The sequence below is a fragment of the Rubrivirga sp. S365 genome (assembly GCF_032248475.1).
In the GTDB taxonomy this organism is placed as follows: Bacteria; Bacteroidota; Rhodothermia; order Rhodothermales; family Rubricoccaceae; genus Rubrivirga; species Rubrivirga litoralis.
The window spans coordinates 71,114-95,285 of the sequence record NZ_JAVTTN010000001.1; the positions used below are offsets into that span (position 1 = coordinate 71,114).

Sequence of the window (24,172 nt, forward strand, 5' to 3'; positions counted from 1 at the left end):
GGGCGGGGCGGGGCCTCAGAGCGTGGCCGTGATGCTGAGCCCGAGCGAGCGGACCGGCGGGTAGGCTCCGGCCTCGATGCCCTGGACGTTCGACGCGCTCAGCGCGACGGCGGGGTCGAAGAACGGGGACTTCGAGTAGAGCAGGGCCAGGTTCCGGGCCACGAGCGAGAGCGTGACGTTCTGAACCGAGATCTGCTGCGTGTACCGGGCCGGGATCGAGTACCCGAGGCTGAGCTCGCGGAGCCGGATAAAGCTCATGTCGAAGATGTGCGCGCCCTGGAGGCCGAACGTCCCCTTGAAGTACGTCTCCGCATCAATGGCGCCGTCTCCAACAGGAGTCCCCTCCAGCTGGGCCGCTTCCTCCGGCGTCGTCCCCCTCGGCAGCGTGACGACGCCGGTCGGGACGATGCCGCGCTCGCGGATGTCGCTCTCGACGGTTTCGTCGAGGATGCCCGAGTAGCGGCCGAACAGGCTCGTCACCGAGTAGGACTCGCCGCCGAACTGGGCGTCGATGAGCCCGCTCAGCTGGAGCCCCCCGTACGAGAACGTCGTCGAGAGGCCGCCCGTCCAGTCGGGGAGGTAGGACCCGAGGACCTGGGACGGGTTGCTCCGGTAGCTGGTGAAGTTGCCGTCGGCGTCGACGTTGACCACCTTGTTGCCGCTGGCGTCGTACACGAAGTCGTTGCCGATGATGGCGCCGTAGGGCTCGCCGACGGCGGCCGTGACCCGAGCACCAAACGGAGCGTTTCCGAGCGTGTACACCTCAAGGTCGTCGAGGAGCGACTCGACCTCGCTCACGTTCCGGGCCGCGTTGACGTTGACGTCCCACTGAAACCCGTTCTCCATGAGGACCGGCGTCGCGCGCAGCGCGAGCTCGATGCCCCGGTTTGAGATCGTCCCGGCGTTGACGAGCTGGAACGAGTAGCCCGTTGAACGCGAGACCTCGACGGCCAGGATCTGGTCGTCCGTCTGCGAGGAGTAGGCGGTAAAGTCGAGACCAGCCCGCCCGTTCAGAAACGCGAGCTCGAGGCCGGCCTCAAACGAAGTCGTCTGCTCCGACCGGAGGTCCGGGTTCGGGAGCGTCGTCGGGAGCCGCTGGAGCGGAGATCCAGCGAATGGGAGCGAGAGCGGGTACGTCAGGTTGACCCGGTACGGGTCGGTGTCGTTGCCCACGATCGCGAACCCGGCCCGGACCTTCCCGAACGACAGAAGACTCTGGTTGCGGAGCGGGGCGAGTTCAGAGAACACGAGGCTCACGTTCGCCGACGGGTAGAGGTACGAGTTGTCACCGTCCGGCAGCGTCGACGACCAGTCGTTGCGGAGCGAGGCGTTGACGTAGACGAGGTCCCGGTAGCCTACCGTCGCATCGGCGTAGAGGCTGTAGACGGCGAGCTCCTCGAAGTAGTCCTCCAGGAACGGGCGGGCAACCGAGTTTTCGAGCGTGAACAGGCCCGGCACACTGAGGCCGCCCTGCGTGATCCCTCGGTTGCGGGAGTACCCGTTGTACCGGACCTCGCCGCCGCCGAACGTATTGAGCGAGACGTCCTGCGTCAGATCCGTCTCGTAGGTCAGCTGCGAGCGGGCGCTCGTTTCCTGGACCTCGTAGATCCCCTCTTGGTACTGCGGCGTCGCCTGGCTCCCAAACGCGATTCGCTCTTCGCGGCGCTGCGTGTAGTAGTCGGTCTGGACGTTGGTCCGGAGGTTGAGTTCGTCGGTGAAGTCGTACCCGACGGCGAAGCTGCCGTAGAGCCGGTTCATCGAGTCCTCCTGCTGGTTCACGTACGAGATCCAGTACGGGTTGTCCGCGTACTGGAGCGTCCCCGCGACCGGGTTGCGCCAGTTCCAGCCGCGCTGGACGCCGTTCGGGCGGACGTACTCGAACGAGTAGCTGCCGTCGCCGAGGTCGACCTGGCGCTGGCCGAATTGGTTGAACTGGAGGAACACGTTCTGTCCGTCGTAGCCCGTGCCCGGCCGACCTTCGGCGCCGTTGTTGATGTAGTTGCCGGTGAACGTGGTGTTCAGGCGCGGCGTGAGGTCGAGCGACCCGTTAAAGCTCACCTGGCGACGGTCGAGCTGGCTGCCCGGGAAGACGCCGTCCGTCGACACGTTCGTGAGCGAGAGCCGGTAGTTGAAGTTCTCACCGCCTTGCGAGAATGCGAGGTTCGTGTTCGAGGTGACGCCGGTGTCGAAGAAGTCTCGAACGTTATCGGGCGCGGCGACCCACGGCGTGGTCTGCCCCATGAGGCCGTTGACCTCGTCGTAGCTGTACCACTGACGGACGGGGCGACCATCGAGGCGCGGCCCCCACGACTCGTCGGTCGCGAAATCGACCACCTGCTGGCCCTGGCCGTTGACGTTGAACGGGGCGTTCGAGCCGCCGCCGTAGAGGTTCTGGTAGGGCGGGAGGTTGTAGACGCTCTCGGTCGTGACGCTCTGGTTGACCGTGATGCCGATGCCCTGGCCCCGCCGGCCGCTCTTGGTCGTGATGAGGATGACGCCGTTCGAGGCGCGGGCGCCGTAGAGCGCGCCGGCCGAGGCCCCCTTGAGGATCGACACCGAGGCGATGTCGTCCGGGTTGATCATCGAGGCGGCGTTGCCGTAGTCGTACCCGCCGCCGCCCGTCGACTGGCCTGGGGCCGAGATGTTCGAGTTGTCGAGCGGGATGCCGTCGACCACGAACAGCGGCTCGTTGTTGCCGGACACCGAGCTCGGCCCGCGGAGGACGATCCGGGCCGACCCGCCGATCGTGCTCCCCTGCGAGACGTTGGCCCCGGCCACGCGGCCAGACAGCGACGAGATCACGTTCGTCTCGCGGACCTTGCTCAGCTCATCCCCCTCGACCGCCTGCGCGGCGTAGCCCAGCGACCGCTCGGCCCGCTCGATCCCGAGCGCGGTGACGATCACGTCCTCACCGAGCAAGATGGAGTCGGAGAGCTGGATGTCGACGACGGTCTCGCCTTCGCCCACGACCACCGGGACGGTCTGCGTCTCGTACCCGATGTAGGAGGCGATAAGGACCTGGGCGCCCGTTGGGACACCACGGATCTCGTACTCACCGTTGACGTCCGTCGCGGCCCCAACAGAGGTGTCCGATGTGAGCCGGACGCTCACGCCCGGGAGGCCGACGCCCGACGTGCTGTCGGTGACGACGCCGCGGACGGTGCCCGTGGCCTGCGCAGAGGCGGCGTCCGCGGCCACGAGCATGGCGCAGGCGAGGACGACGAAGGTGAACAGTCTAGACATGACCATGAAGGAGTAGGGGAAGGCGGTCGCCCATCCGCGGGCGGGGCGGAACCACGGACCATGCCGGCCACGGACGGTCCGCTCTCTGTCGGGGGCCGAAGCTAGCCCTTCTTGCGGCCCGCGCCACACCCACTCCGCCCACTTCTCTCGTTGCCGGGGGAACGTGGAAGCGCTTTACTCTGAGCCCAGCCTTCACCAAATCAGGACCATAGGGCTCTCCCGCGCCCCAGGAGCTTGAGCAGGGTCAAAACACTCGCCCCCCGCCCTTCATCAACTCCCCATGAGAAGCGCCCCTACTGCCCCCTAAGGCTAGACCTCGTCGGGACCCGATTTGACCTCAACAACGATCGCTCCATGTGGATGGCCTGCGCCGTGGATGAGCATGGCGCGGTCAGGGGGAAGAAACCGGAGCGACTCGACATCGATGGTGGGGATGTACCGGAGGGACTCAGCGTCCCCGAACCGCATGGTCCCCTCGTAAACGATGATGCCCGGGTCGAACAGGATGCTCCTCGGTCCTCGCTTGCGCAGCCACAGCGGGCGCAGCCGCTCGACCAGGAGGTACGCGTTGCCGACCGTGGTCGCCTCGGCCACCTCGGCCGCCGTGATCGTGTTGCGGTTCGAGCGGGGCCGTCCGTCGTCTCCGGCCGCCCCGCCCCCGGCGCACCCGGCCAGGACCGCGGCGAGCGCCGGCGCCAGGACGCGACGCCACCCCGCTCGGGCCGATCGGCCCACGCCTTCCTCAGCAGCGCCCCCGGCCGCTCCGCGCGCCTCCCCTACCGTGACGCAGACGGCAGCGGCGGCGAACACGCGGGCGGGGCGGGTCATAGACGGCGTGGAGCACTGGGAACGAGACCCGGCCCCTCAAGATAAGGATTCCGTGAAGGGAAACCTAGCCCGCCGCTACGGCACCGCCCCGCCCCTTCCACCCCGCCCGAGCGGGGCGGCCTCAGTTGACCCCGACGTACTTCAGCTTGACCGAGTTCGGCACGACGTCGAGGTCGCGCTCGAACCGGACCGAGTCCCCAGGCGGCACGTCGCGGACCTGGAGCAGGAGGTCTTCGATGGGTCGGCTGTCGCTGTCGTAGAGCGTGATCGAAACGTCGACCGAGCGGGCGGCCGCCCCGCCCTCGTTGACCACGTGGCCCGAGACCGACGGGTAGCCGCCGCCCCGACGCTGGAGTTCGAGGCCGTGGACGCCGACTTGGTCTGGGGCATCGCCGCAGGCGGCGAGGACCGTCAGCCCGACGAGGGCGAGCGCGGCGGCAAAGCGGGCGGGGCGGAAGGACGGCGGAATGGACACGGGCGGACCGAGGAGGTGGGGCGGCAGGCCGAAGAACGCCCCGCCCGCCCCGCCCGTGCCTGAGGAGTTCCTGAGGGCGGGGTGGGTTGCGGCCCCGGGGGCGCGGCGGGCCATCAGGGGAGGGCGCGGAAGCCGAGGACCTGCACGGACAGCTCGTCGTCCGCCACCTCCGCCGCGTAGTCGACGAGCAGGGAGAGGGGCAGGCCCGTCGCGGGATCGTAGCGGAACCGGACGGCGACTGTGTCGGCGGCGAAGGCCTCGTCCAGGACCCTGAAGAAGCCGGCGACGGTCCGCGGCTCCACCCGCTGCCCGGCGCCCCCCTCGGACGTGGCCGCGACGACCTGCCCGCCGCGGACCTCGACTGTCCAGGGGCCGGCGACGGCGTGGGAGCACTCGCAGTGCCGGACGAAGACGATCCGGTACGCGCTCACACCGCCGGCCTCCCACGCCGCCCGGGCCTCGGCGAGCGACGCCGGCGTCCGCCCCTCGACGCCCTCCCCCACCGGATCGGTGCCGGACCCGTCGCAGCCCGCGAGCGCGAGCGCTAGGAGGACCAGGGCAGCGGAGCGGGTCACGGGCGGGGCGGGTCAGCCGAGGTCGGCCAGGTTCGCTTTGAGCGCGTCGATCTCGGCGCGCGCGTCGGCCGCCTTCTGGCGCTCCTTCTCGACGACCGCCTCGGGCGCGCGGCTCGTGAACTGCTCGTTGCGGAGCTTCTTCTCCACCCCGCCCAGGAACTGCCGCTTGGACTCGATCTCCTTCGCCAACCGCTCGCGCTCGACGTCCAGGTCGATCATGCCCGCGAGCGGGACGAACACCTCGTGGCGGTCCACGACGACGGCCGCCGCCGCCTGGGGCTTGTCCAGGTCGGCCCCGATCTGGAGCGCGCCCAGGCCCGCCAGCCGCTCCAGGTCGCCCCGGGCCGACTCCAGCGCCGCGACCGTCGCCTCGGCCTCCGCCCCGCCCACGCGGACGCGCGCGTCGATGGCCTTCGACGGCGGCACGTTGTACTGCGCCCGCACCTGGCGGACGGCCGTAACGACCTCCTGAACTAGGGTGAAGCTTTCGATCGCCTTCTTGGCCTCATCAGCGTAGCGAAGCGGAGCCCCCTGATATCTCTTGTTTAGAGCAACGGCCTCTTCGCTCACTGAGGGCCATTCGGCAGCGATGCAAGCTTCCCCTTCATCTCGTGGACGAAGCTTCCACCACAGCTCCTCAGTGAGGAACGGCATGAACGGGTGCAGGAGCCGCAGGATCGCATCAAACACTTCTACGGAGAACGCAAGCGTCTCCTGATCCATCTCCGCGCCATAACCAGGCTTCGCCAACTCCAGGTACCAATCACAGAAGTCCCTCCAGACTGTGTCGTACACGGTCTGGACTGCCTCCGAAACGCGGTAAGCGTCGAGAGACTTCTCGACGGCGACGATGGTCTCGTCAAGTCGCGTGAGCATCCACTGCTCGACAAGGGTGAGGCCCGAGAATTCTCGCTGCCGTCGGACGTCGCGGACGGGGCGGCCTGCCTCGTCGGTCTCCAAGAAGCGGCCGAACACGTTGAACGCGTTCCAGACCTTGTTGGCGAAGTTCCGGCCGCCCTCGAACGTCGTCGGGTCCAGGCGGATGTCCTGGCCCTGGGCGCACAGCTTGGCGAGCGTAAAACGGACGCCGTCGGCCCCGTACTGCTCGATCGTGTCGAGCGGGTCGATCCCGTTGCCCAGCGACTTCGACATCCACCGGCCCTGCTTGTCCTTGATCATGCCGGTGACGAACACGTCCGTAAAGGGCGCCTCGCCCAGGAAGTGCGTGCCGGCCATGATCATCCGGGCGATCCAGAAAAAGAGGATGTCGTAGCCCGAGACGAGCACGCTCCCCGGGTAGAACGCCCGGAGCGCATCGGTGTCGTCGGGCCAGCCCAGCGTGGCGAACGGCCACAGCCACGACGAGAACCACGTGTCGAGGACGTCCTCGTCCTGCACGTAGCCCGGCCCAGGCGAGTCGACGGAGACGACGAAGTTCTCCTCGTCGCGCTCGCCGTCCGCGTTCGTCGGGTACCAGACCGGGATCCGGTGGCCCCACCAGAGCTGCCGCGAGATCGGCCAGTCGCGGATGTCCTCCATCCACCGCCGGTACTCGTTGGCCCAGCGGGCGGGGTGGAACCGGACCGTCCCGTCGTCGACGACGGCGAGGGCCTCGCGGGCCAGCGGCTCCATCGAGACGTACCACTGCGGCGAGAGCAGCGGCTCGATGACGGCCTTCGACCGGGACGAGATGGGGACCGTGTGCGGGTAGTCTTCCGTCTTGACGAGCTGGCCGGCCGCCTCCAGGTCCGTCACGATCCGTTTGCGGGCCTCGAAGCGGTCGAGCCCGGCGTACGGGCCGCCCTCCTCGTTCAGCGTCCCGTCGAGGTTCATGAGCGAGACCGTCTCCAGCCCGTGCCGCTGGCCGATCGCGTAGTCGTTCTCGTCGTGGCCCGGCGTCACCTTCAGCGCGCCGGCGCCGAAGTCCATCTTGATGTAGTCGTCGGCGATGATGGGGACGACGCGGTCGACGGCGGGCACCTTGACGTGCTCTCCGACGAGGTCGGCAAAGCGCTCGTCGTCGGGGTGGACGGCGACGGCGGTGTCGGCCGGGATCGTCTCGGGCCGCGTCGTCGCGATGTCGACGTACCTGCCGGTCTCCGCCCCGCCCTCGTCCACGACCGGGTAGCGAACGGTCCACAGGTGCCCCGGCCGCTCGACGTTGTCGACCTCCTCGTTCGAGATGACGGTCTGGTTTTCGGGGTCCCAGTTGACGAGGTAGTCGCCGCGGTAGACGAGCCCCTCGTCGTGGAGGCGCACAAACACCTCCTGGACGGCGCGGCTGAGGCCCTCGTCCATCGTGAACCGCTCGTAGCGCCAGTCGCACGAGTCGCCGAGGCGCCGCTTCTGCTCCAGGATGACGCCGCCGTACTCCTCCTTCCACGCCCAGACGTGCTCCAGGAACGCCTCGCGGCCCATCTCTTTGCGGTCGAGCCCCTGCTCCCTCAGTTTCCGCTCGACCACGTTCTGGGTCGCGATGCCGGCGTGGTCCATGCCCGGGATCCAGAGCGCCTCGAAGCCGCGCATCCGCTTGTAGCGCGTGAGGAGGTCCTGGACCGTGTCCTGGAGCGCGTGGCCCATGTGCAGCCGGCCGGTCACGTTGGGCGGCGGCATGGGGATCACGAACGGCTCCGCCCCGCCCTCGGTGACGGCCTCGGGGTCGGCGTGGAAAAAGCCGCCGGCCTCCCAGTAGGCGTACCACTTCTGCTCGACGGCGGCGGGCTCGTAGGCGGAGCCGGCCGGGGCGGCGGGCGGCGTCGCGGGCGGGGCGGGGCGGGTCTCGGGCATATGCAGGCGCGGCGGGCGCGGGTGGACCGCCGAAGCTAGCCGAGTGGGCGGGGAGGCGCGGTGAAGCGCGGGCAGCGGGCAGCGGGCAGCGGGCAGCGGGCAGCGGGCAGCGGGCAGCGGGCAGCGGGCAGCGGGCAGCGGGCAGAAGATGCGCCACCCCGCCCGCACCGCACGAGGGCGGGGTGGCCGTCGTAGGGGCGTCCCGCGGTTGCCCGCCGCGCCGGACGGGGCGGCCGGCAAAGGATCCGCCCCGCCCGTGGCGTGGGCGGGGCAGCGCCACGGGTTCGCCCCAGCTTCACCGGCCCGGCGTCGGCCCGCCCCGCCCGCGCCGTACCTTGCGGACCGCCTGCCCTTCGGGTGCAGGCTTTCGGGATGTGGCGCAGCCCGGTAGCGCGCCTCGTTCGGGACGAGGAGGTCGTGGGTTCAAATCCCGCCATCCCGACTCCGGCGGCCCCTCTGCTCTCGCGGAGGGGCCGCTTTTTTTATGCCGCCCCGCCCTCGGCGGGCGGGGCGGCTAGCCGAACCAGCCGAGCAGCCACGCGAGCAGCGGGACCGCGAACAGGACCATGAGCGCCACGAACAGCCACGCGCTCGCGCGGACGCCGGCCTTGGGGACCGGGAACTCGTAGCCGCACACCGGGCACACCGCGGCGTCCGCGGGCACCTCCATCGCGCACGACGGGCACTCGCGGACGGCGCTCACAGCGTCGGGAGCGCGACGAACGCGCCGTCGCGCGAGGCGGCCGAGGGCGGGGCGGGGACCGACTCGATCCACCCGCCGGCGAGCACGTCGTCGCCGTCGTAGAACACGGCGGCCTGGCCCGGCGCGACGGCCGCGCGCGGCTCGGCAAAGACGGCCTCGGCCGTGTCCGCGCCCGTCTGGCGGAGGACGGCCGCCGCGCCCGGGTCGCGGTGGCGGATCTGGCCCCACGCCTCGACCTCCCCGCCCGCGCCCTCCAGGCCGGGCGTCTTGCCCCAGACGACGCCGTCCAGCGTGAGCGCGCGCGCCGCGAGCGCCGAGCGCGGCCCGACGACGACCGTGTTCGTCGCCGGCTCGGTGCGGACGACGTAGGCCGGCTCGCCCAGCGCGAGCCCCAGCCCGCGCCGCTGGCCGACGGTGTAAAACGGGTAGCCGTCGTGCGCCCCCAGCACCTCGCCCGTCTCGACGTGCACGAGCGGTCCGCCCGCGAGGTCGCCGAGGGCGGGGTGGCGCCGGCGTAGGAAGCCGCGGTAGTCGTCGTCGGGGACGAAGCAGATCTCGTACGAGTCCTTTTTGCCGGCCACGTGGTCGAACCCCATCTCGGCCGCCAGCCGGCGGATCTCGGGCTTGGCGTGGCCGCCGAGCGGGAGGAGCGTCCGCGCGAGGTGGTCCTGGGCCACGCCCCATAGCACGTACGACTGGTCCTTGGCGCGGTCGAGCCCGCGCGAGACCACGAACCGCCCCGCCCCGCCCCGCCCCACACGCGAGGGCGGGGCGGGCACCTCCGGCGGGGCGGCCTCGCGGACGCGGGCGTAGTGGCCGGTCGCGATGTGCTCGCAGCCGAGGGCGTCGGCCCGCTTGAGGAGCGCGGCCCACTTGATGTGCGTGTTGCAGAGCACGCACGGGTTCGGGGTCCGCCCCGCCAGGTAGTCGCCGGCAAAGCGGTCGACGACCCAGCCGCCGAACTCGTCGCGGATGTCGACGACCGTGTGTGAGGCGCCGAGGGCGACGGCGACCGCCCGGGCATCGTTCATGTCGTCGAGCGAGCAGCACCCGGACTGCTTCCGCGACGCGCCCGACCCGCCCAGCGACGTCTCATAATCCCACGTCTTCATCGTCACGCCGACGACCTCGTAGCCGCCCTCGTGGAGGAGGCCGGCGGCGACGGACGAATCGACCCCGCCGCTCATGGCGACGAGGACACGGCCGTGACGGCTCATGGTGTCAGAGTGGGGCGGGAAAGGGCGGGGCGGGAAAACTAGCACGGTCTGTGCTCGGCCCCCGGTGGAGGGCTAGAGCTTCCCGTCCTTTTCGCCCCTCCCCGACGGGCGGGGAGGGACCTTGCCGACCAAGAGATCCTACACTTATGACCCCGCCGCCCCCCTCCCGCCGCGAGCGGATCAAGACGCCCGGCGCTCCGGCGCCGATCGGCCCCTACAGCTCGGCCCTCCTCGTCGGCGAGACCCTCTACTGCTCAGGGCAGATCGGCCTCGACCCCGCGACCGGCGAGCTCGTCGAGGGCGACGTCCAGGAAGAGACGACGCGCATCCTCGACAACATCGGGGCCGTGCTGCGGGCCGCTGACATGGACTTCGACCACGTCGTCCAGGCCACGCTCTTCCTCCGCGACATGGACGACTACGCCCCCGTCAACGAGGTCTACGCCCGCTACTTTAGCGGGGCGGCCCCGGCGCGCGAGGCGCTCGAAGTGGGCAAGCTCCCGCGCGGAGCGTCGGTCGAGATCAGCTGCATCGCCGTCCGCTAGGCCGCCCCGCCCCTACACCACGAGCGCGGCCTCGACGCGGACGCCGTCCGGCAACACGTCCCGCCCCGCCAGCGACGGGATTTCGAGCGCCACGGACAGGCCCACGAGGTCCGCGCCCAGCTCGCGGACGAGCGCGCACACGGCGGCGGCCGTCCCCCCCGTCGCGATCACGTCGTCGTGGACGAGCACGCGGTCTCCCGGTCCGAAGGCGTCGGCGTGGAGCTCGACGGCGTCCTCGCCGTATTCGAGCGCGTAGCTCGCCGAGACCGTCGCGGCGGGCAGCTTCCCCGGCTTCCGGCACGGCACGAACCCGGCGCCCAGGCGGAGCGCGAGCGCCGGCCCGAACCAGAACCCGCGCGCCTCGACGCCCACGACGTGCGTGACGCCCGCCCCGCCCCACGGCGCCTCCAGGCGGTCGAGGAGAGCCTCGAACAGGGCGGGGTCGGCGAGGATCGGCGTGAGGTCCTTGAACGCGACGCCCGCGCTCGGGAAGTCGGGGACCGTGCGCACGGCGGCGAGCAAGTCGGGCATCGGAAGGCGGAAGGCGGAAGGCGGAAGGCGGAAGGCGGAAGGCGGAAGGAAGATGCGGCCACCCCGCCCCGCCCGCACCGGGACGGGCGGGGTGGTGAGGGGCACGACGCGTCCTGTCCGCTTCGGGCGGCAAGGCCCCACCCCACCCTGACCGCCGAGGCGGGCATGGGCTGTAGCGCCGCCGCGCAGGGCGGGGTGGGCAGATCCGGCACCGCTCGAAACCAGGCGGGGCGGGCCGAGCGCGCCCCGACGCCTCAGCCGCCGTGCTGCGGGTGGAGGCCGCGCTCGTAGCGCTCCTTGTAGGCGCGGACGGCGCGGAAGATGGCTTCGGCCGTCGCGTCGAGGCCGGCGTCGCTGGACAGGAGCCGGGCGTCGCCGGGGTTCGTGACGAACCCGGTCTCGACGAGCACGGCCGGCATCGACGCCGCCCAGAGCACGATGAACCCCGCCTGCTTGACGCCCCGGCTCGACCGGCCGGACGCGACGAACTCGCGCTCGATGAGCCCGGCGAGCGTCTGGCTCTCCTCCTGGTACGCGCTCATGGCCATCGCCTGGAGGATGTCGCCCTGGTCGTCGAAGTCCTCGTAGAGCTCGGGCTGGCTCTCGAGCTCGATGACCGAGTTTTCGCGGTCCATGACGTCCTTTGCCGACGACTCGCGGTGGGGCGCCAGGAAAAACGTCTCCGTCCCCGACGCCGACGACGAGCCGGCGGCGTTGGCGTGGACCGAGATGAACAGCTTCCCGTTCGAGCGGTTCGCGATCCGGCCCCGCTCGCGGAGCTCGACGAACGTGTCGTCGTCGCGGGTGTAGACGACGCGGACGCCGAGCTCGCGCTCGATCATCGGGCCGAGCCGGCTCACGACGCCCCACGCCACCTCCTTGTCGCTCGTCCCGTGCCCGACCGCGCCGTGGTCCTGGCCGCCGTGGCCGGCGTCGAGGACGACCGTGTCGAGCTGCCACCGCGAGGCGTCCGGCAGGTCGACGTCCGGGGCCTGAGCCTCCAGCGCCCCGGACGCCACGGGCGGGGCGGGGCGGGGCTGCGTCGGCGCGGGGTCCACGGTCGGCATCGGCCGGGGCGCCGGGGCCGCCGGCCGCGGGGGCTGGCGGCGCGGCGGCTCCGCGCGCGGGGCGGGGCGGGGCGAAGGGCGCGCCGCCGGCGTCCGGGCCGGGGCCGCGTTCGCGGGGAGGTCGGGGCGAACCGGGTCGGCCGCCGGCCGCCAGCCCGCGGCGCTGCGAGTCGCTCGGCCCGCCTGGGGCCGGGCGCGCTCCGGCTGCCGAGCCGAGCGGGCGGCGCCCCACCCCGCCACCCGAGCCCCACCCGCGGCGCCGTCCGAGAACGACAGGATCACGTCGTCCGAGCCCGCGTCCGCCGTCGCCCGGACCGCCACCCCGCCCTCGATGCGGAACGAGAGGACCACGCGGTCGCCCTCGGCCTCGACGCGGTAGCTCTGGACCGGCCACTCCGCCCCGCCCTGCCGGAGCGCCGGGGCGGGGCGGGCGCCGTCAAGGACGATCTCGAGCCGCCCCGCCCGCGCGTCGGCGCTGAACGCCTCGACCGGGCTCGACAGGTGCACGCGGACCGTCGCCGTGCGGCCGTCGCGGTCGAACGAGACGGCCTCGACGCGGGCGGGCGGGGCGGCGTGGGGCACTCCGCCCGGGGGCGGGGTGGCAACGGAGGGCGCCGCCGGCCCACACAGGAGGGCGGCGGCAAGGGCGAAGGCGCGCATGGGGGGGACGGCGGCGACGGACGACAGAATACGGGAAGTTTGCCCCGCTCCGTCAACGTCCGTCCGATCTCGTGCCTCGGCTCCCGCCCCGCCCTACTTCCCCGTCAGCTCGCGGAGGCGGAGCGTGACGATGGCCTCGTGGTTCTCCTCGCGCTCGCGGAGGTGCTGCCGGGCGGCGTCGAGCCGGTCTTGGGCGAGGTCGAGCTCCTCCCGGCGGATCTCGTGCTTGAGCGCGAGCACGTCCGAGAGCAGCGTGCGGAGGTCGCCCCGGAGCCGCTCGCGCTCGTCGCTGGCGTCGGGCAGGCGCAGGAGGCGTCGCGTGAGGCCGAGGGCCTCGGCCTCCATCGTCCGTTCGGTCCGCATCTTCGAGTAGAGCGACCCGTCGGCCTCCTCGACGTTGCGCATGTAGGCCGCCTCCACGATCGGCGTCAGCTGGTCCTGCGGGAGGTTGTCGAGGCTCTGAGACTCGGGTCCGAGGTCGCCCAGGATGTAGACGCCCTGGCCCGCCTTCGACGACTCGTCGAGCGGGACCAGCTTCTCGTTCTCCAGCACGTACGCCCGCCCGTCCACGCGGAGCACCGGGGCGACGGGGCCGCTAAACTCGAGCACCCCCGTCGCCAATCCAGCCAGATCGAGCGACGGAGGAACGGCGCCGGGGAGCGCGCGGCCGTCGAGGTGGACCTCCCCCCCGACCACCTGGAACGTGTGGGAGCCCTCGTCTTGGGCGCGGGCGGCCGTGCTGACGGCGAGCGTCAGCAGAACGAGGGCGAGACGGCGAAGGCTCATCGCGGCGTCCGGGACGAATCGGTGGGCGCGATGCGCGCGCGGGCCGGCGGGGCACCCGCGCGGACGGATTGGAGACCGGGCATCGACGTCAGGCCCGGCGACCCGCCGGGCCGCCCGAACGCTTCGGCGGGCTCGTCCCACGCCAGCCCGTCGCTCGATCGGTCCAGCTCCTCCAGGCGGAGCGAGAGCGCGCGGACGTCCTCGCTCGCCTCCCACGGCGGCGTCTCCGCAGCCGGTCGCGCGGCCGGCGCGCGTCGAGCGGCGGCCGGTGCCGGGCGGGGCGGGGCGGCCTGCGGCGCGGCGACGGCGGCGAGTTGGGGCGCCGCCACGGCGGGCGCCGAGGGCGGGGCGGTCGGCGGCTCGGCCTCCTCCTCCACGCCGACCGCGGCGAGCTCCGGCCCGCTCGCCGCCCCGCCCGACGCGGCGACCACCGCGGAGGCGGCCGGCGCTAGCGTTTGCTCGCCACTGGACAGCACGCCCGAGAACACGGCGACCGCCGTCAGCGCGGAGAGCACGAGCGCCGCCCCGCCCGCCCACACCCGCGAGGGCAACCGGCGGCGCTCAGGGCGAGCGGCCGGACGGTCGGCCCGCGGCGCCGGACGGCGCGTGGCCGACGCGGCGCGTGCCAGGACGGCTTCGATAGCGGCGGCGTCGGGGCGGGCGGGGCGGAGACGGTCGAGCGCCGCCTGCGTGCCGTCGAGGAGCGCGAGTTCGGCGCCGCCGGCCGGCGCCTCGACCGCGAGCGGGAGGCCGTACGCCAGCGCGAGCGGGGCGAGCGCCGGGTCGCTCACCGTCGGCTCGTCGGCGCGCTCGGCCGACGCCTCGGCGGCCCGCGCCAGAACGGCGGCGACGGCCGCTTCCGACGGGCGCGGTTGCGGACGGGCGCGGAGCGCGCGGTCGATGACCTCGCGCGACTGGGACAAGAGGGCGAGCTCGACCGGCGCGTCGGGCGCCGCCCCGCCCTCGTATACGGAGCGGACCGCGTCCAGACCGGCCGACGACGACGCGGCGGCCGCGGCGAGCACGGCGTCGACGGCCGCCGCCGACGGGCGGTGCCGCGGCGTCCGGTCCAGGGCGTCCAGGCTCTGCGCGAGCAGCGCGCTCTCGGCCGAAGACGCGCCCGCCCCGCCCAAGGCGACCGCGAGCGGGGCGAGGGCGGGGCGGTCGGCGGCGACCTGCGCCGGGACGGCGGCCTGGAACGAGGCCTCGGCGGCACGCGCGAGGACGGCGTCGACGGCGGCGGCGTCGGGGCGCGGCCGGGGGCGGGCGGCGACCGCCCGGTCGAGGGCCTCGCGCGACTGGCGGAGGACGGCCGCCTCGACCGCCCCGCCCGCCTCCGGCCCCTCGTCGTACGCGGACCGGACGGCGGCGCTCGCCGCGGCGCGCTCGGCCGACGCCGCGGCGGCCGACGCGAGAACGGCGTCGACAGCGGCCGCGGACGGCGGCGCGGTCGGGGCGGCGGCAAAGGCGGCGTCGAGCGCTCGGGCCATCCCGCGGAGCGCCTCTTGCTCGGCGTGCCCCGGGGCGCCCGGTGCGGAGCCGCCGTCGGGCTCCAGGCCGTACACGTGGCGGAGCGGGGTGAGGGCGTCGGACATCGGATCGGAGGGGGGCCTAGCGAACGGCGCGGACGGCGGTCTCGTGTGTGAAGAGGAGCGGAGCCGCGTAAGCCATTACGTCACTGACTCGTCGCGCTCGCGCTTCGGGGCACCGGGGACGTCGGCCGTCGTCTCGTCGAACCACTCGGGCTCGAGGATCTTGCGGAGGTTGATGAGCGCGTAGCGCATCCGGCCGAGGGCCGTGTTGATCGAGACGCCCGTGAGCTCGGCGATCTCGCGGAAGGTCAGCTCCGACTGGTGCCGCATGAGGACGACCTCGCGCTGCTCCGGCGGGAGCTGGTCGATGGCCGCCTCGACCTCCTCCCACAGGTCGCCCCGGTTGAGGAGGGCGGCGGCGTCGGGGGCCTCGTCCGGCAATCGGTCCCAGAACGACGGCCCCTCTTCCTCATTGCCGTACCCGTCGACGTCGGAAAACTTCTTCCGGCTGCGGAGCCAGTCGAGCGCCGCGTTCCGGGCGATCCGCATGGTCCACGCGAGCCACCGGCCCTGGCTCTCGTACGAGCCGCGGCGGCGGTGCATGGCCTGGATGGCGCGGTAGAGCGTCTCCTGGAACAGGTCGTTGGCCACCTCGCGGTCCTTGACCATCCCCATGAGGTAGCCGAAGATCCGCTCCTGGTGCCGGGCGAGGAGCTGCGAGAACGCCCGCTGGTCGCCCTCGTCGAGGTAGGCCGTGACGAGGTCGGCGTCGGTAGGGGGAGGCATAAGGGCGGGTCAGGCGCGGGAGTCGGGGGTGGCCCCGGCGGGGTCGGGCGGGGCGGCGGCCGTCTCACGCGCGAGCGCCGCAGGGGCTCCCCAGGGCACGCCGCCCCGCCCCAGACTGCCCCCATCTTCAGAGGCGGGCGTGGCCCCGACGAGCCGGGCGGGCGGGGCGGCGAACAGGAGCCCGTAGCGCCCGGCGTAGAACGCGGCCGCGCCCCGGAGCGCCGGGACCCGCCCCGCCCGCAGCGCCCGCCACGCGCGGCGGACCGGCCGGCCGGGCTCGACGTCGTCGAGGACCACGAGGGCGCCGGGCGCGAGGTGCGGCGCCAGCGTGCGGACGTAGTTCAATGCCGCCGCCGCCTCGTGGTGGCCGTCGATAAAGACGAGGTCCCAGCGCTCGGCCCGCGCCACGTCCGCAAGCGTGTCGGCGAACGGGCCGACCACGACGCGGGCGCGGTCGGCGTGGCCCAGGTCGGCGAGGGCGCGCTCGGCGCGGGCGGCGAGCGCGGGAGCGCCCTCCAGCGTCACAAGCCGCCCCGCCACCCCGCCCCGCTCGGCCTCGTTGAGCGCGAGGGCCGCGGCGAGGTGCGCCGAGCCCACGCCCAGGTTCGTGCCCAGTTCGAGCACGCGGGCGGGGCGGAGCGCGCGGGCCAGCCCGAACAGGAAGCGCCCCCACGCCGGCCCGGTCGCCGCGCGGCGGTAGACGTCGGCCACGGCGCGCGCCGGCGGCCGCGCGCCGCCGCGCGTGCCCGCCCCATAGTCCACGACCTCGACCGTGTCCGTCGAGCCGGCGAGGGTGGTGCGGAGCGCGTCGATCCGGGCCTCGGCCGCCCGCTCGTCCGCCGTGAGGCGCAGCGCCGACGCCCGCCGGACGACGGCGGCCGGGCGGGGCGGCAGCGCCTGGACCGCCCCGCCCAGGCGGAGCGCAGCGCGGAGGGCGGCGGTGGAGACGGAGCGCGGCAGGGTCAACGGGGAGCGGCGGGCGGGGCGGTCTCGAAAGCTACAGGTGCGGGGCGGCCGTCGGCGCCGGACCCACTGGTCCCCGAGGCGGACGGCGGGGAAACCCCCAACGCGATTCGGCGGCGGAACGACCTGGGGGTGCCCCGGTACACCGCGCGCCCTTCGACCCCCTGGCCCCCCTCATCGGCGGCGGCACGGCGGCCCCGGGCGCCTCGGCGCTCCCCCTCCCCGCCCCGTGCTCCCGCCCGCCGTCTAGCCGCGGCCCGGCCGTCTCCGAAGCCCGACCGCCTCCCGCGGTCGGGCTTCTTTTTTTGTGGGAGCAACCTTTGTCGGGGCGGGGTGGCGCCCGGGGGGCGCCTCGTCCCGAGCAGGCAAAACCCCCGCCCCGCTCCGCGTCACCGCCCCGCCCGGGCGGGGCGGCTACCCGATCAGGTCCAGCGCCTCGGCGAGCCGCCGCACCGGGAGCACCTCCAGGCCGTCCGGCGGCTGGAGCCCCTTGAGGTTCGCCTTGGGCACGAGCGCCCGCTCGAACCCCAGCTGCTTGATCTCGGCGAGCCGCGCCTCGATGCGCCCCACGGCCCGGACCTCCCCGCCCAGGCCCACCTCGCCCACGATCGCCGTCGAGCTGTCGAGCGGGACGTCGCGGAAGCTCGACGCGACGGCCAGCGCCACGCCCAGGTCGACGGCCGGCTCCTCCAGGCGCACGCCCCCGGCCACGTTGAGGAACACGTCGTGCTGCGAGAACCGCAGCCCCTCGCGCTTCTCCAGCACGGCCAGGAGAACCTGCAACCGCTTCGCGTCGAAGCCCGTCGCCGTCCGCTGCGGCGTGTTGTACGACGTCGGCGCCACGAGCGCCTGGACCTCGACGAGCAGCGGGCGCGTGCCCTCGAGCGCGCACACGACCGACGACCCCGACGACCCGAACTGGCGCTCGGACAGGAACAGCGCGCTCGGGTTGCCGACCTCCTCCAACCCGCCCTCGCGCATCTCGAACACGCCGAGCTCGTTGGCCGCCCCAAAACGGTTTTTGACCGCGCGCAAGATGCGGTAGGCGTGGTGCCGGTCGCCCTCGAAGTGGAGGACCGTGTCGACCATGTGTTCGAGCACGCGCGGCCCGGCGATCGAGCCCTGCTTCGTCACGTGGCCCACGAGGAACGTGGTCGTGGGCAGCGACTTGGTCACGTCGAGGAGCGCCGCCGTCGACTCGCGGACCTGGGCCACGGACCCCGGCGCGCTCGTGAGGTCGGGGCGGTAGACAGTCTGGATCGAGTCGACGACCATCACGTCCGGCTGGAGGTCGTAGGCCGCCGCGAGGATGGCCTCGACGTTGGTCTCGGGGAAGAGGAACAGCGCGTCCGTGTCGACGCCCATGCGCCGCGCGCGCAGCTTCACCTGCTGCGCGCTCTCCTCGCCGGTCACGTAGAGGACGGTCTCGCCGTCCAGCCCGCGCCCGAGCTCCGTCATCAGCGTCGACTTGCCGATGCCGGGGTCGCCGGCGACGAGCGTGAGGCTGCCCACCATGACGCCGCCGCCCATGACGCGGTCGAACTCGCCGAGCCCGGTCGAAATCCGGTGCCGCTCGGCGATCGTCACGTCCTTGAGCCGCTGCGGCCGGGCCGCCCCGTAGGCGCCGGCCATGCGCGGCGCCGAGCCGCCGCCGCCCGCCGCGCCGTTGCTCGCCCCGCCCCGCCCGCCGGAGCGCAGCACGGGCGCCTTGACGGCCGTCGGCACGGCCTCCTCGACGAGCGTGTTCCACGCGCGGCACCCGCCGCACTGGCCCTCCCAGCGGATCGAGGAGTGGCCGCAGTCCTGGCACACGTACTGGGTCTTGGCTTTGGCCATCGGGCGGCGCGCGGGGGCGGGGTGGAGATCGAGAGGGGAAGGAGACCGGGGCGGCCCCGGCGGGCGGGGCGGCGCCCGCGTAGCTTCGGCGGGGCCGAGCGCGGCACGAGCCGGAGACGGCCCGCCGCGTCCCGAAGGTCGCCCCCGCGGCTGCCACCCGTCCGTCACCGCCTCGCCTCAGGGCGCAGCTCACCGGATCCGCCCCGAGCCGCCGCCCCGCCCGCCCGATGGAGTCCTCCGCCCTCCCGCCCGCGTCCACCCCGCCCGAGGTCTCCCACGGGACGTGGGCGAAGGTGCGGGCCGGGGTCGCCCCGCTGTGGGCGGTCCCGGCCGCGCTCGTCGGCGGGTTCGGGGCGTACTGCCTGCTGCTGGCGCGGGCGTTCAACCTCCCGCGCGACCTCAGCCCGCGGCTCTACGCGCGCAACCTGGCCGAGCAGATGGTGAAGGTCGGCATCGACTCGATCCCCATCGTGTCGCTCGCGACGGCGTTCTCGGGCGGGGTGATCGTGGTCCAGGCCGTCTACCAGCTCGAGAACCCGCTCCTGCCCCTCACCATCGTCGGCACGTTCGCCGAGCAGTCGATCCTGCTCGAGCTGGGCACGCTCGTAACCGCGTTCGTGCTCTGCGGCCGGGTCGGCGCGCGGATCGCGGCCGAGCTGGGCACGATGCGGGTCAAGGAGCAGATCGACGCGCTGGAGGCCATGGGCCTCAACTCGCAGAGCTACCTCGTCGTCCCGCGCGTGGTCGCGGGCGTGCTCATGTTCCCGGTCCTCTACGTCGTTGCGGCGACCGTGGGGATGGTCACGGGCGGGGTGGTGGCCGAGTTCTCGGGGATCTCGGTGCAGACGTTCTGGGAGGGCGCGCGGCTCTTTTTCCGGCCCTACGACGTGGTCTTCGGCCTCATCAAGTCGGTCGTGTTCGGGTTCGTCATCACGTCCATCGCGTGCTACACGGGCTACCAGGCCGAGGGCGGGGCGTCGGGCGTGGGCGAGGCGACGACGCGGGCGGCCGTGCTCGGCTGCGTGTTCGTGCTCCTCGCCGACTACCTCTGCGCCGTCGTCCTGCTGTGAGAGCGCCGGGTACAGGGTACAGGGTGCGGGGTACGTCGAAGACGGACCGCCCCGCCCGTGGTGTACCCCGTACCTCGTACCCCGTACCGAGCCCGTGATCACCGTCCGCGACCTGCACAAGAGCTTTGGCGGCGCGCCCGTGCTGCGGGGCGTCGACCTCGACGTGCCCGAGGGCGAGGTCACGTGCGTCATCGGGCGGTCGGGGTCGGGCAAGAGCGTGCTGCTCCGGCACCTCGTGCGGCTTTTGGAGCCCGACCGCGGGAGCGTGGTCGTCGACGGCGCCCCGCTCGACGAGCTCACGTACGCCGAGCTCCGGCAGGTCCGCCGGCGGTTCGGGGTCCTGTTCCAGGGCGGGGCGCTGTTCGACTCGATGTCGGCCCGGGCCAACGTCGAGTTCCCGCTCCGCACGTTCACGGCCCTCTCGCGGACCGAGATCCGCGCCCGGGCCGACGAGTGCCTCCGGCTGGTCGAGCTCCCGGACGCCGGGCCGAAGATGCCGGCCGAGCTCTCGGGCGGCCAGCAGAAGCGCGTGGCGCTCGCGCGGGCCATCGCCATCGAGCCTAAGTACATCCTCTACGACGAGCCGACCTCGGGCCTCGACCCCGAGACCTCGAACACGATCGACGACCTCATCGAGCGGCTGGGCTCGACGATGGGGACGACGAGCGTGGTCGTGACCCACGACATGCACTCGGTCCTGTCGATCGCCGACCGGATCGCGTTCGTCCACGACGGCCAGATCCCGTGGACCGGGACCGTCGACGACCTCCACCACGCAACGGACCCGACACTGCTGTCGTTCGTCCGCGCCAACGAGTACAAGATCGGGGCGCCGTCTCGGACGGCGTGAGGCGGCGCGTCGCGGGTGACGAGCGACGGGTTGGCGCTCCCCTCTCGACCGCCCCGCCCGACCCGCCCCTCTTGCTCGTCACCCTTCACTCGTCACCCTTTACCCGCACCCATGACCAACGAGATCAAGGTCGGCCTGGCCGTCATCCTCGCCGCCGTCGTCGTCTTCGTCGGCGTCCGGTTCCTGTCGGGGCAGTCGCTCTTCGGGGGCGGGTACGAGGTCGTGAGCATGTGGCAGGACGCGCAGGGGCTCACCCCCGGGGCGGCCGTCCGGCTGAACGGGGTCCGCATAGGCGAGGTGTCGTCGGTCCGGCTGGGGCCGGGCGCGCGTGAGGTGTTCGTCACGCTGGCCATCAACGACGGCGTCCAGATCCCGCGCGGGTCGACGCTCCAGACGTCGGGGCTGAGCGCGCTCGGCGAGGTCAACGTCGAGGTCACGCCGCCGCTGGGAGCAGGGGCGGGGCGGCCGCTGACGAGCGGGGACACTCTCGTGGCCTCGACGACGCCCGACATCTTCGACCTCATCGCGGGCGAGTCGAACAGCCTCACGGCCCGGGCCGACACGGCGCTCATCGGGGCCGTCAACACGTTCACGACGCTCGACCAGATCCTCTCGAACTCGGGCGACGACGTGCAAGCCATCCTCGCCCAGCTCCGGTTCCTCACGCAGGCCGCGACCACGACGCTCATCGACGAGCGCCAGCGGATCGACCGGACGCTGGCCTCGCTCGAGGCCGGGGCCGCGAACGCGAGCGCGGTCTCGGAGCGGGTCGGCCGCAACGTCGAGGACCTCTCGGTCGTCGTCGGCAACGACGTCGTGGCCACGTCGGCCGTCGTCCGCTCGCTGGCCGAGGCCAACGCGGACTCGGTCACGGCCGCCGTCAACAACCTCTCGGCCGCGCTGCGCCGCGTCGACGGCCAGCTCGAGACGCTCGACGGCCTCACGACCAACCTGTCGTCGCTGACGGCCGACCTGGACTCGACGCTGAACTCGACCGAGGGCACGGCGGGCCTGCTCCTCAACGACCCCTCGCTGTACTACAACGCGAACGCGGCGGCGGCCAGCCTCCAGCAGATCCTCCAGGACTTCCAGGCGGACCCCGGCCGCTACCTCCGCGAGGTGGACGGGATCGTGAAGGTGTTTTAGAGCACCCTCCGGGTGGGTACGAGGTACCGGGTGCGAGGTACGGCCCAATCTGACCTCGGCGCGCGCGGACCCCGTACCGAGTGCCCTGTACCTCCCTGCGCGCTGCTCTAGGGCTCGACCGCCCCGCCCACGGCACGGGCGGGGCGGCACCGGGCGGGGCGGCACCGGGCGGGGCGGCACCGGGCGGGGCGGCACCGGGCGGGGCGGCACCGGGCGGGGCGGCACCGGGCGGGGCGGCACCGGGCGGGGCGGCACCGGGCGGGGCGGCACCGGGCGGGGCGGCGGCGGCGTATCCCGGACCGCCCCGCCCGTTGGGTGCGTCGCGCCGGATACGACACGTCGTGTCTCTACAGGTGCCCGCCGGTGAGGGCGGGGCGGCCGTACCATCGGGGACCCCACCCCGCCCCACCCGATGCGCCGCCCCGCCCTTGCTGCTCTCCTCGTCCTCCTCCCCGCCCTCGCCGTGGCGCAGACCGCCCCGCCAACGACGGGCGCGAGCGGGGCGGGACGGCTCGGGCTCATGGACGTGTTCGAGCTCGAGTACGCGTCGGACCCCCAGGTCTCGCCCGACGGGCGGACGGTCGTCTACCGCCGGAACCGGCTCGACGTGCAGACCGACCGCGTCCGCGGCGACTTGTGGGCCGTGGGCGCGGACGGCCAGGACCACCGGCCGCTCGTGACCGGCGTCGACGCGTCGTCGCCGCGGTGGTCGCCGGACGGGACGCGGCTCGCCTACGTGGCTCGGGACGCCGACGAGGACCGGCGGCACCTCGTGGTCCGCTACCTCGAAACCGGCGCGACGGTCCCCGTTGCCCGCCTGGAGACGGCGCCGGGCGGGGTGGCGTGGTCGCCGGACGGGACGCAGATCGCGTTCACGCGGTTTGTCGAGGGGGAGGCCACGCCGCTCGCCACGCTCCCCGCCCCGCCCGAGGGCGCCGAGTGGGCCGAGGCCCCGCGCGTGATCGAGTCGGTGATCTACCGGCAGGACGGGCAGGGCTTCACGACGCCCGGGAACGTCCACGTCTTTGTGGTGCCGGCCGAGGGCGGGACGCCGCGCCAGGTCACGCGCGGGCCGTACGACCACGGCGGGACGCCGGCGTGGACGCCCGACGGCGCGGCCCTCGTTGTCTCGGCCGACCGCCGCGACGGCGCCGAGTTCGACCCGGGCAACTCCGAGCTCTACCGCGTCGACCTGCGGACGGGCGCGCTCACGGCGCTCACCGACCGCGTGGGGCCGGACGGGCAGCCGGCCGTGAGCCCGGACGGCCGGCGCCTCGCCTACGTCGGGACCGACGACCGCGGGCTGGGCTACCAGGTGTCGCACCTCTACGTCATGGACCTCGACGGGGGCACGCCGCGCCGGCTCCTCCCCGCCCTCGACCGCGACGTGCAGGACCCGACGTGGAGCGGCGACGAGATCGTCTTCCAGTACGACGACGAGGGCACGACGCGGCTCGCCGCCGCCCGCGCCGACGGGCGGGGCGGCCCCCGCGAGATCGCGTCCGACGTAGGCGGCACGTCGATCGGGCGGCCCTACGGCGGCGGCTCCTTCTCGGTCGGCGGCGGGCGCGTCGCGTTCACGATGACCGATCCGAGCCACCCCGCCGACGTCGCCGTTGTCCCGCTCGAGGGCGGGGTGGTCGAGCGGCTGACGGACCTCAACGGCGACCTGTTTGCCACCAAGCGGCCGGGCGCCGTCGAGGAGATCACGTTCGCGTCGTCGGCCGACGGCCGCGAGATCGAGGGGTGGGTCCTCACCCCGCCCGACTTCGACGCGTCGCGGCGGTACCCGCTGATCTTGGAGATCCACGGCGGGCCGTTCGCCAACTACGGCCCGCGGTTCTCCATGGAGGCCCAGCTCTACGCCGCCGCCGGCTACGTCGTCCTCTACACGAACCCGCGCGGGTCGACGAGCTACGGCGAGGACTTCGGCAACCTCATCCACAACAACTACCCCAGCCAGGACTACGACGACCTGATGAGCGGCGTCGACGCGCTCGTCGCGCGCGGCACCGTCGATCCGGACCGGCTCTACGTGACGGGCGGCTCGGGCGGCGGCGTGCTGACGGCGTGGATCGTCGGCCACACCGACCGCTTCGCGGCGGCCGTCGTGGCGAAGCCGGTCATCAACTGGGCGAGTTGGCTCCTGACCGCTGACATGTACCCGTTCGGGGCCAAGTACTGGTTCGACACGCTCCCCTGGGAGGCCCCCGACGCCTACTGGGACCGCTCGCCGCTCGCCTACGTCGGCAACGTGACCACGCCCACGATGGTGCTGACGGGCGAGGACGACACGCGGACGCCGATGTCGGAGTCGGAGCAGTACTACCAGGCGCTCCAGATCGAGCGGGTCCCGTCGGCGCTCGTCCGCGTGCCGGGCGCGGCGCACGGGATCGCGGCGCGGCCGAGCGGGCTCATGCGGAAGGTGGGCTACATCCTCGCGTGGTTCGAGCGCTACGGCGGGCCGGGGCTCGCTTCGCTCGCGGGAACGGGGGGCGGGGAATAGGGGACGGGCAGAGGAGCCCCTCGTCGTACGCCACCGCTTCCCCCCGAGCGGCGGTACCCTCTTGGG

Annotated in this window: 19 protein-coding genes and 1 tRNA gene; 6 read left to right on the forward strand and 14 right to left on the reverse strand. The window is 73.3% G+C overall.

Annotation, left to right across the window (positions count from 1 at the left end; genetic code table 11):
* Window positions 1–15: 15 nt before the first annotated feature.
* The 5 genes from RQM47_RS00265 to RQM47_RS00285 all read right to left on the reverse strand — a co-directional run bounded on the left by RQM47_RS00265 (window position 16) and on the right by RQM47_RS00285 (window position 7,908).
* Window positions 16–3,243: a SusC/RagA family TonB-linked outer membrane protein gene (locus RQM47_RS00265; protein WP_311662384.1), complete on the reverse strand. Its 3,228-nt coding sequence runs from the start codon at window positions 3,241–3,243 to the stop codon at window positions 16–18.
* Window positions 3,244–3,552: 309 nt separating this feature from the next.
* Window positions 3,553–4,071 carry a hypothetical protein gene (locus RQM47_RS00270; RefSeq protein ID WP_311662385.1) on the reverse strand — a complete coding sequence of 173 codons (519 nt, stop codon included), beginning with the start codon at window positions 4,069–4,071 and terminating at the stop codon, window positions 3,553–3,555.
* 121 nt (window positions 4,072–4,192) lie between these two features.
* A complete protein-coding gene (locus tag RQM47_RS00275; RefSeq protein ID WP_311662386.1) occupies window positions 4,193–4,660 on the reverse strand; it encodes an FxLYD domain-containing protein in 468 nt (155 codons plus the stop codon).
* On the reverse strand, window positions 4,660–5,121 hold the full coding sequence (locus RQM47_RS00280) for a DUF6174 domain-containing protein (RefSeq protein WP_311662387.1): 462 nt from the start codon (window positions 5,119–5,121) through the stop codon (window positions 4,660–4,662). The genes RQM47_RS00275 and RQM47_RS00280 overlap by 1 nt, the downstream gene beginning before the upstream one ends.
* A 12-nt stretch (window positions 5,122–5,133) precedes the next feature.
* Window positions 5,134–7,908 (reverse strand): valine--tRNA ligase, encoded by a 2,775-nt coding sequence (locus RQM47_RS00285; protein ID WP_311662388.1) that lies wholly within the window; start codon window positions 7,906–7,908, stop codon window positions 5,134–5,136.
* A gap of 368 nt (window positions 7,909–8,276) precedes the next feature.
* On the opposite strand from RQM47_RS00285, the gene RQM47_RS00290 reads away from it, so the two are divergent.
* Window positions 8,277–8,350: transfer RNA gene (locus RQM47_RS00290), tRNA-Pro, on the forward strand.
* 72 nt (window positions 8,351–8,422) lie between these two features.
* On the opposite strand, the gene RQM47_RS00295 is transcribed toward RQM47_RS00290, so the two are convergent.
* Both RQM47_RS00295 and mnmA read right to left on the reverse strand, forming a co-directional pair.
* On the reverse strand, window positions 8,423–8,611 hold the full coding sequence (locus RQM47_RS00295) for a zinc ribbon domain-containing protein (protein WP_314006924.1): 189 nt from the start codon (window positions 8,609–8,611) through the stop codon (window positions 8,423–8,425).
* Window positions 8,608–9,828, reverse strand: coding sequence for a tRNA 2-thiouridine(34) synthase MnmA (gene mnmA / locus RQM47_RS00300; protein ID WP_314006926.1), 1,221 nt, complete (start codon window positions 9,826–9,828; stop codon window positions 8,608–8,610). Before mnmA ends, RQM47_RS00295 begins: the two co-directional genes overlap by 4 nt.
* Window positions 9,829–9,974: 146 nt before the next feature.
* On the opposite strand from mnmA, the gene RQM47_RS00305 reads away from it, so the two are divergent.
* Window positions 9,975–10,373, forward strand: a complete 399-nt coding sequence (locus RQM47_RS00305) for a RidA family protein (RefSeq protein ID WP_314006929.1) — start codon at window positions 9,975–9,977, stop codon at window positions 10,371–10,373.
* A 12-nt stretch (window positions 10,374–10,385) separates the two neighbouring features.
* Here the strand turns inward: RQM47_RS00305 and RQM47_RS00310 are convergent, their stop codons facing one another.
* From RQM47_RS00310 to radA, 7 genes are all read right to left on the reverse strand, one after another.
* Window positions 10,386–10,904 (reverse strand): adenine phosphoribosyltransferase, encoded by a 519-nt coding sequence (locus RQM47_RS00310; protein WP_314006931.1) that lies wholly within the window; start codon window positions 10,902–10,904, stop codon window positions 10,386–10,388.
* A 254-nt stretch (window positions 10,905–11,158) separates the two neighbouring features.
* Window positions 11,159–12,631, reverse strand: coding sequence for an N-acetylmuramoyl-L-alanine amidase (locus RQM47_RS00315; protein WP_314006933.1), 1,473 nt, complete (start codon window positions 12,629–12,631; stop codon window positions 11,159–11,161).
* A 93-nt stretch (window positions 12,632–12,724) separates the two neighbouring features.
* Window positions 12,725–13,417, reverse strand: coding sequence for a hypothetical protein (locus RQM47_RS00320; RefSeq protein WP_314006935.1), 693 nt, complete (start codon window positions 13,415–13,417; stop codon window positions 12,725–12,727).
* On the reverse strand, window positions 13,414–15,012 hold the full coding sequence (locus RQM47_RS00325; RefSeq protein WP_314006937.1) for a hypothetical protein: 1,599 nt from the start codon (window positions 15,010–15,012) through the stop codon (window positions 13,414–13,416). The genes RQM47_RS00320 and RQM47_RS00325 overlap by 4 nt, the downstream gene beginning before the upstream one ends.
* A 75-nt stretch (window positions 15,013–15,087) precedes the next feature.
* Window positions 15,088–15,735: an RNA polymerase sigma factor gene (locus RQM47_RS00330; protein WP_311662396.1), complete on the reverse strand. Its 648-nt coding sequence runs from the start codon at window positions 15,733–15,735 to the stop codon at window positions 15,088–15,090.
* A 9-nt stretch (window positions 15,736–15,744) separates the two neighbouring features.
* Window positions 15,745–16,701: a class I SAM-dependent methyltransferase gene (locus tag RQM47_RS00335; RefSeq protein WP_314006938.1), complete on the reverse strand. Its 957-nt coding sequence runs from the start codon at window positions 16,699–16,701 to the stop codon at window positions 15,745–15,747.
* A gap of 411 nt (window positions 16,702–17,112) precedes the next feature.
* Window positions 17,113–18,534 carry a DNA repair protein RadA gene (gene radA / locus RQM47_RS00340; protein ID WP_314006940.1) on the reverse strand — a complete coding sequence of 474 codons (1,422 nt, stop codon included), beginning with the start codon at window positions 18,532–18,534 and terminating at the stop codon, window positions 17,113–17,115.
* Window positions 18,535–18,761: 227 nt separating this feature from the next.
* Here radA and RQM47_RS00345 point away from each other — a divergent pair, with 227 nt between their 5' ends.
* The 4 genes from RQM47_RS00345 (at window position 18,762) to RQM47_RS00360 (ending at window position 24,106) form a co-directional block, all read left to right on the forward strand.
* Entirely contained in the window at window positions 18,762–19,604 is an 843-nt protein-coding gene (locus RQM47_RS00345; RefSeq protein ID WP_311662399.1) for an ABC transporter permease, read from the forward strand.
* A gap of 94 nt (window positions 19,605–19,698) precedes the next feature.
* A complete protein-coding gene (locus RQM47_RS00350; RefSeq protein ID WP_311662400.1) occupies window positions 19,699–20,454 on the forward strand; it encodes an ABC transporter ATP-binding protein in 756 nt (251 codons plus the stop codon).
* Window positions 20,455–20,565: 111 nt separating this feature from the next.
* Entirely contained in the window at window positions 20,566–21,600 is a 1,035-nt protein-coding gene (locus RQM47_RS00355; protein WP_311662401.1) for an MlaD family protein, read from the forward strand.
* Between the two features lie 412 nt (window positions 21,601–22,012).
* On the forward strand, window positions 22,013–24,106 hold the full coding sequence (locus RQM47_RS00360) for a S9 family peptidase (RefSeq protein ID WP_311665989.1): 2,094 nt from the start codon (window positions 22,013–22,015) through the stop codon (window positions 24,104–24,106).
* Window positions 24,107–24,172 lie beyond the last annotated feature (66 nt).

Coding starts and splice junctions, on each gene's coding strand:
- radA (WP_314006940.1), bottom strand. CDS start 18,534: ATGGCCAAAGCCAAGACCCAGTACGTGTGCCAGGACTGCGGCCACTCC.
- RQM47_RS00360 (WP_311665989.1), top strand. CDS start 22,013: ATGCGCCGCCCCGCCCTTGCTGCTCTCCTCGTCCTCCTCCCCGCCCTC.
- RQM47_RS00345 (WP_311662399.1), top strand. CDS start 18,762: ATGGAGTCCTCCGCCCTCCCGCCCGCGTCCACCCCGCCCGAGGTCTCC.
- RQM47_RS00275 (WP_311662386.1), bottom strand. CDS start 4,660: ATGGCCCGCCGCGCCCCCGGGGCCGCAACCCACCCCGCCCTCAGGAAC.
- RQM47_RS00305 (WP_314006929.1), top strand. CDS start 9,975: ATGACCCCGCCGCCCCCCTCCCGCCGCGAGCGGATCAAGACGCCCGGC.
- RQM47_RS00330 (WP_311662396.1), bottom strand. CDS start 15,735: ATGCCTCCCCCTACCGACGCCGACCTCGTCACGGCCTACCTCGACGAG.
- RQM47_RS00325 (WP_314006937.1), bottom strand. CDS start 15,012: ATGTCCGACGCCCTCACCCCGCTCCGCCACGTGTACGGCCTGGAGCCC.
- RQM47_RS00310 (WP_314006931.1), bottom strand. CDS start 10,904: ATGCCCGACTTGCTCGCCGCCGTGCGCACGGTCCCCGACTTCCCGAGC.
- RQM47_RS00320 (WP_314006935.1), bottom strand. CDS start 13,417: ATGAGCCTTCGCCGTCTCGCCCTCGTTCTGCTGACGCTCGCCGTCAGC.
- mnmA (WP_314006926.1), bottom strand. CDS start 9,828: ATGAGCCGTCACGGCCGTGTCCTCGTCGCCATGAGCGGCGGGGTCGAT.
- RQM47_RS00355 (WP_311662401.1), top strand. CDS start 20,566: ATGACCAACGAGATCAAGGTCGGCCTGGCCGTCATCCTCGCCGCCGTC.
- RQM47_RS00285 (WP_311662388.1), bottom strand. CDS start 7,908: ATGCCCGAGACCCGCCCCGCCCCGCCCGCGACGCCGCCCGCCGCCCCG.
- RQM47_RS00270 (WP_311662385.1), bottom strand. CDS start 4,071: ATGACCCGCCCCGCCCGCGTGTTCGCCGCCGCTGCCGTCTGCGTCACG.
- RQM47_RS00265 (WP_311662384.1), bottom strand. CDS start 3,243: ATGTCTAGACTGTTCACCTTCGTCGTCCTCGCCTGCGCCATGCTCGTG.
- RQM47_RS00315 (WP_314006933.1), bottom strand. CDS start 12,631: ATGCGCGCCTTCGCCCTTGCCGCCGCCCTCCTGTGTGGGCCGGCGGCG.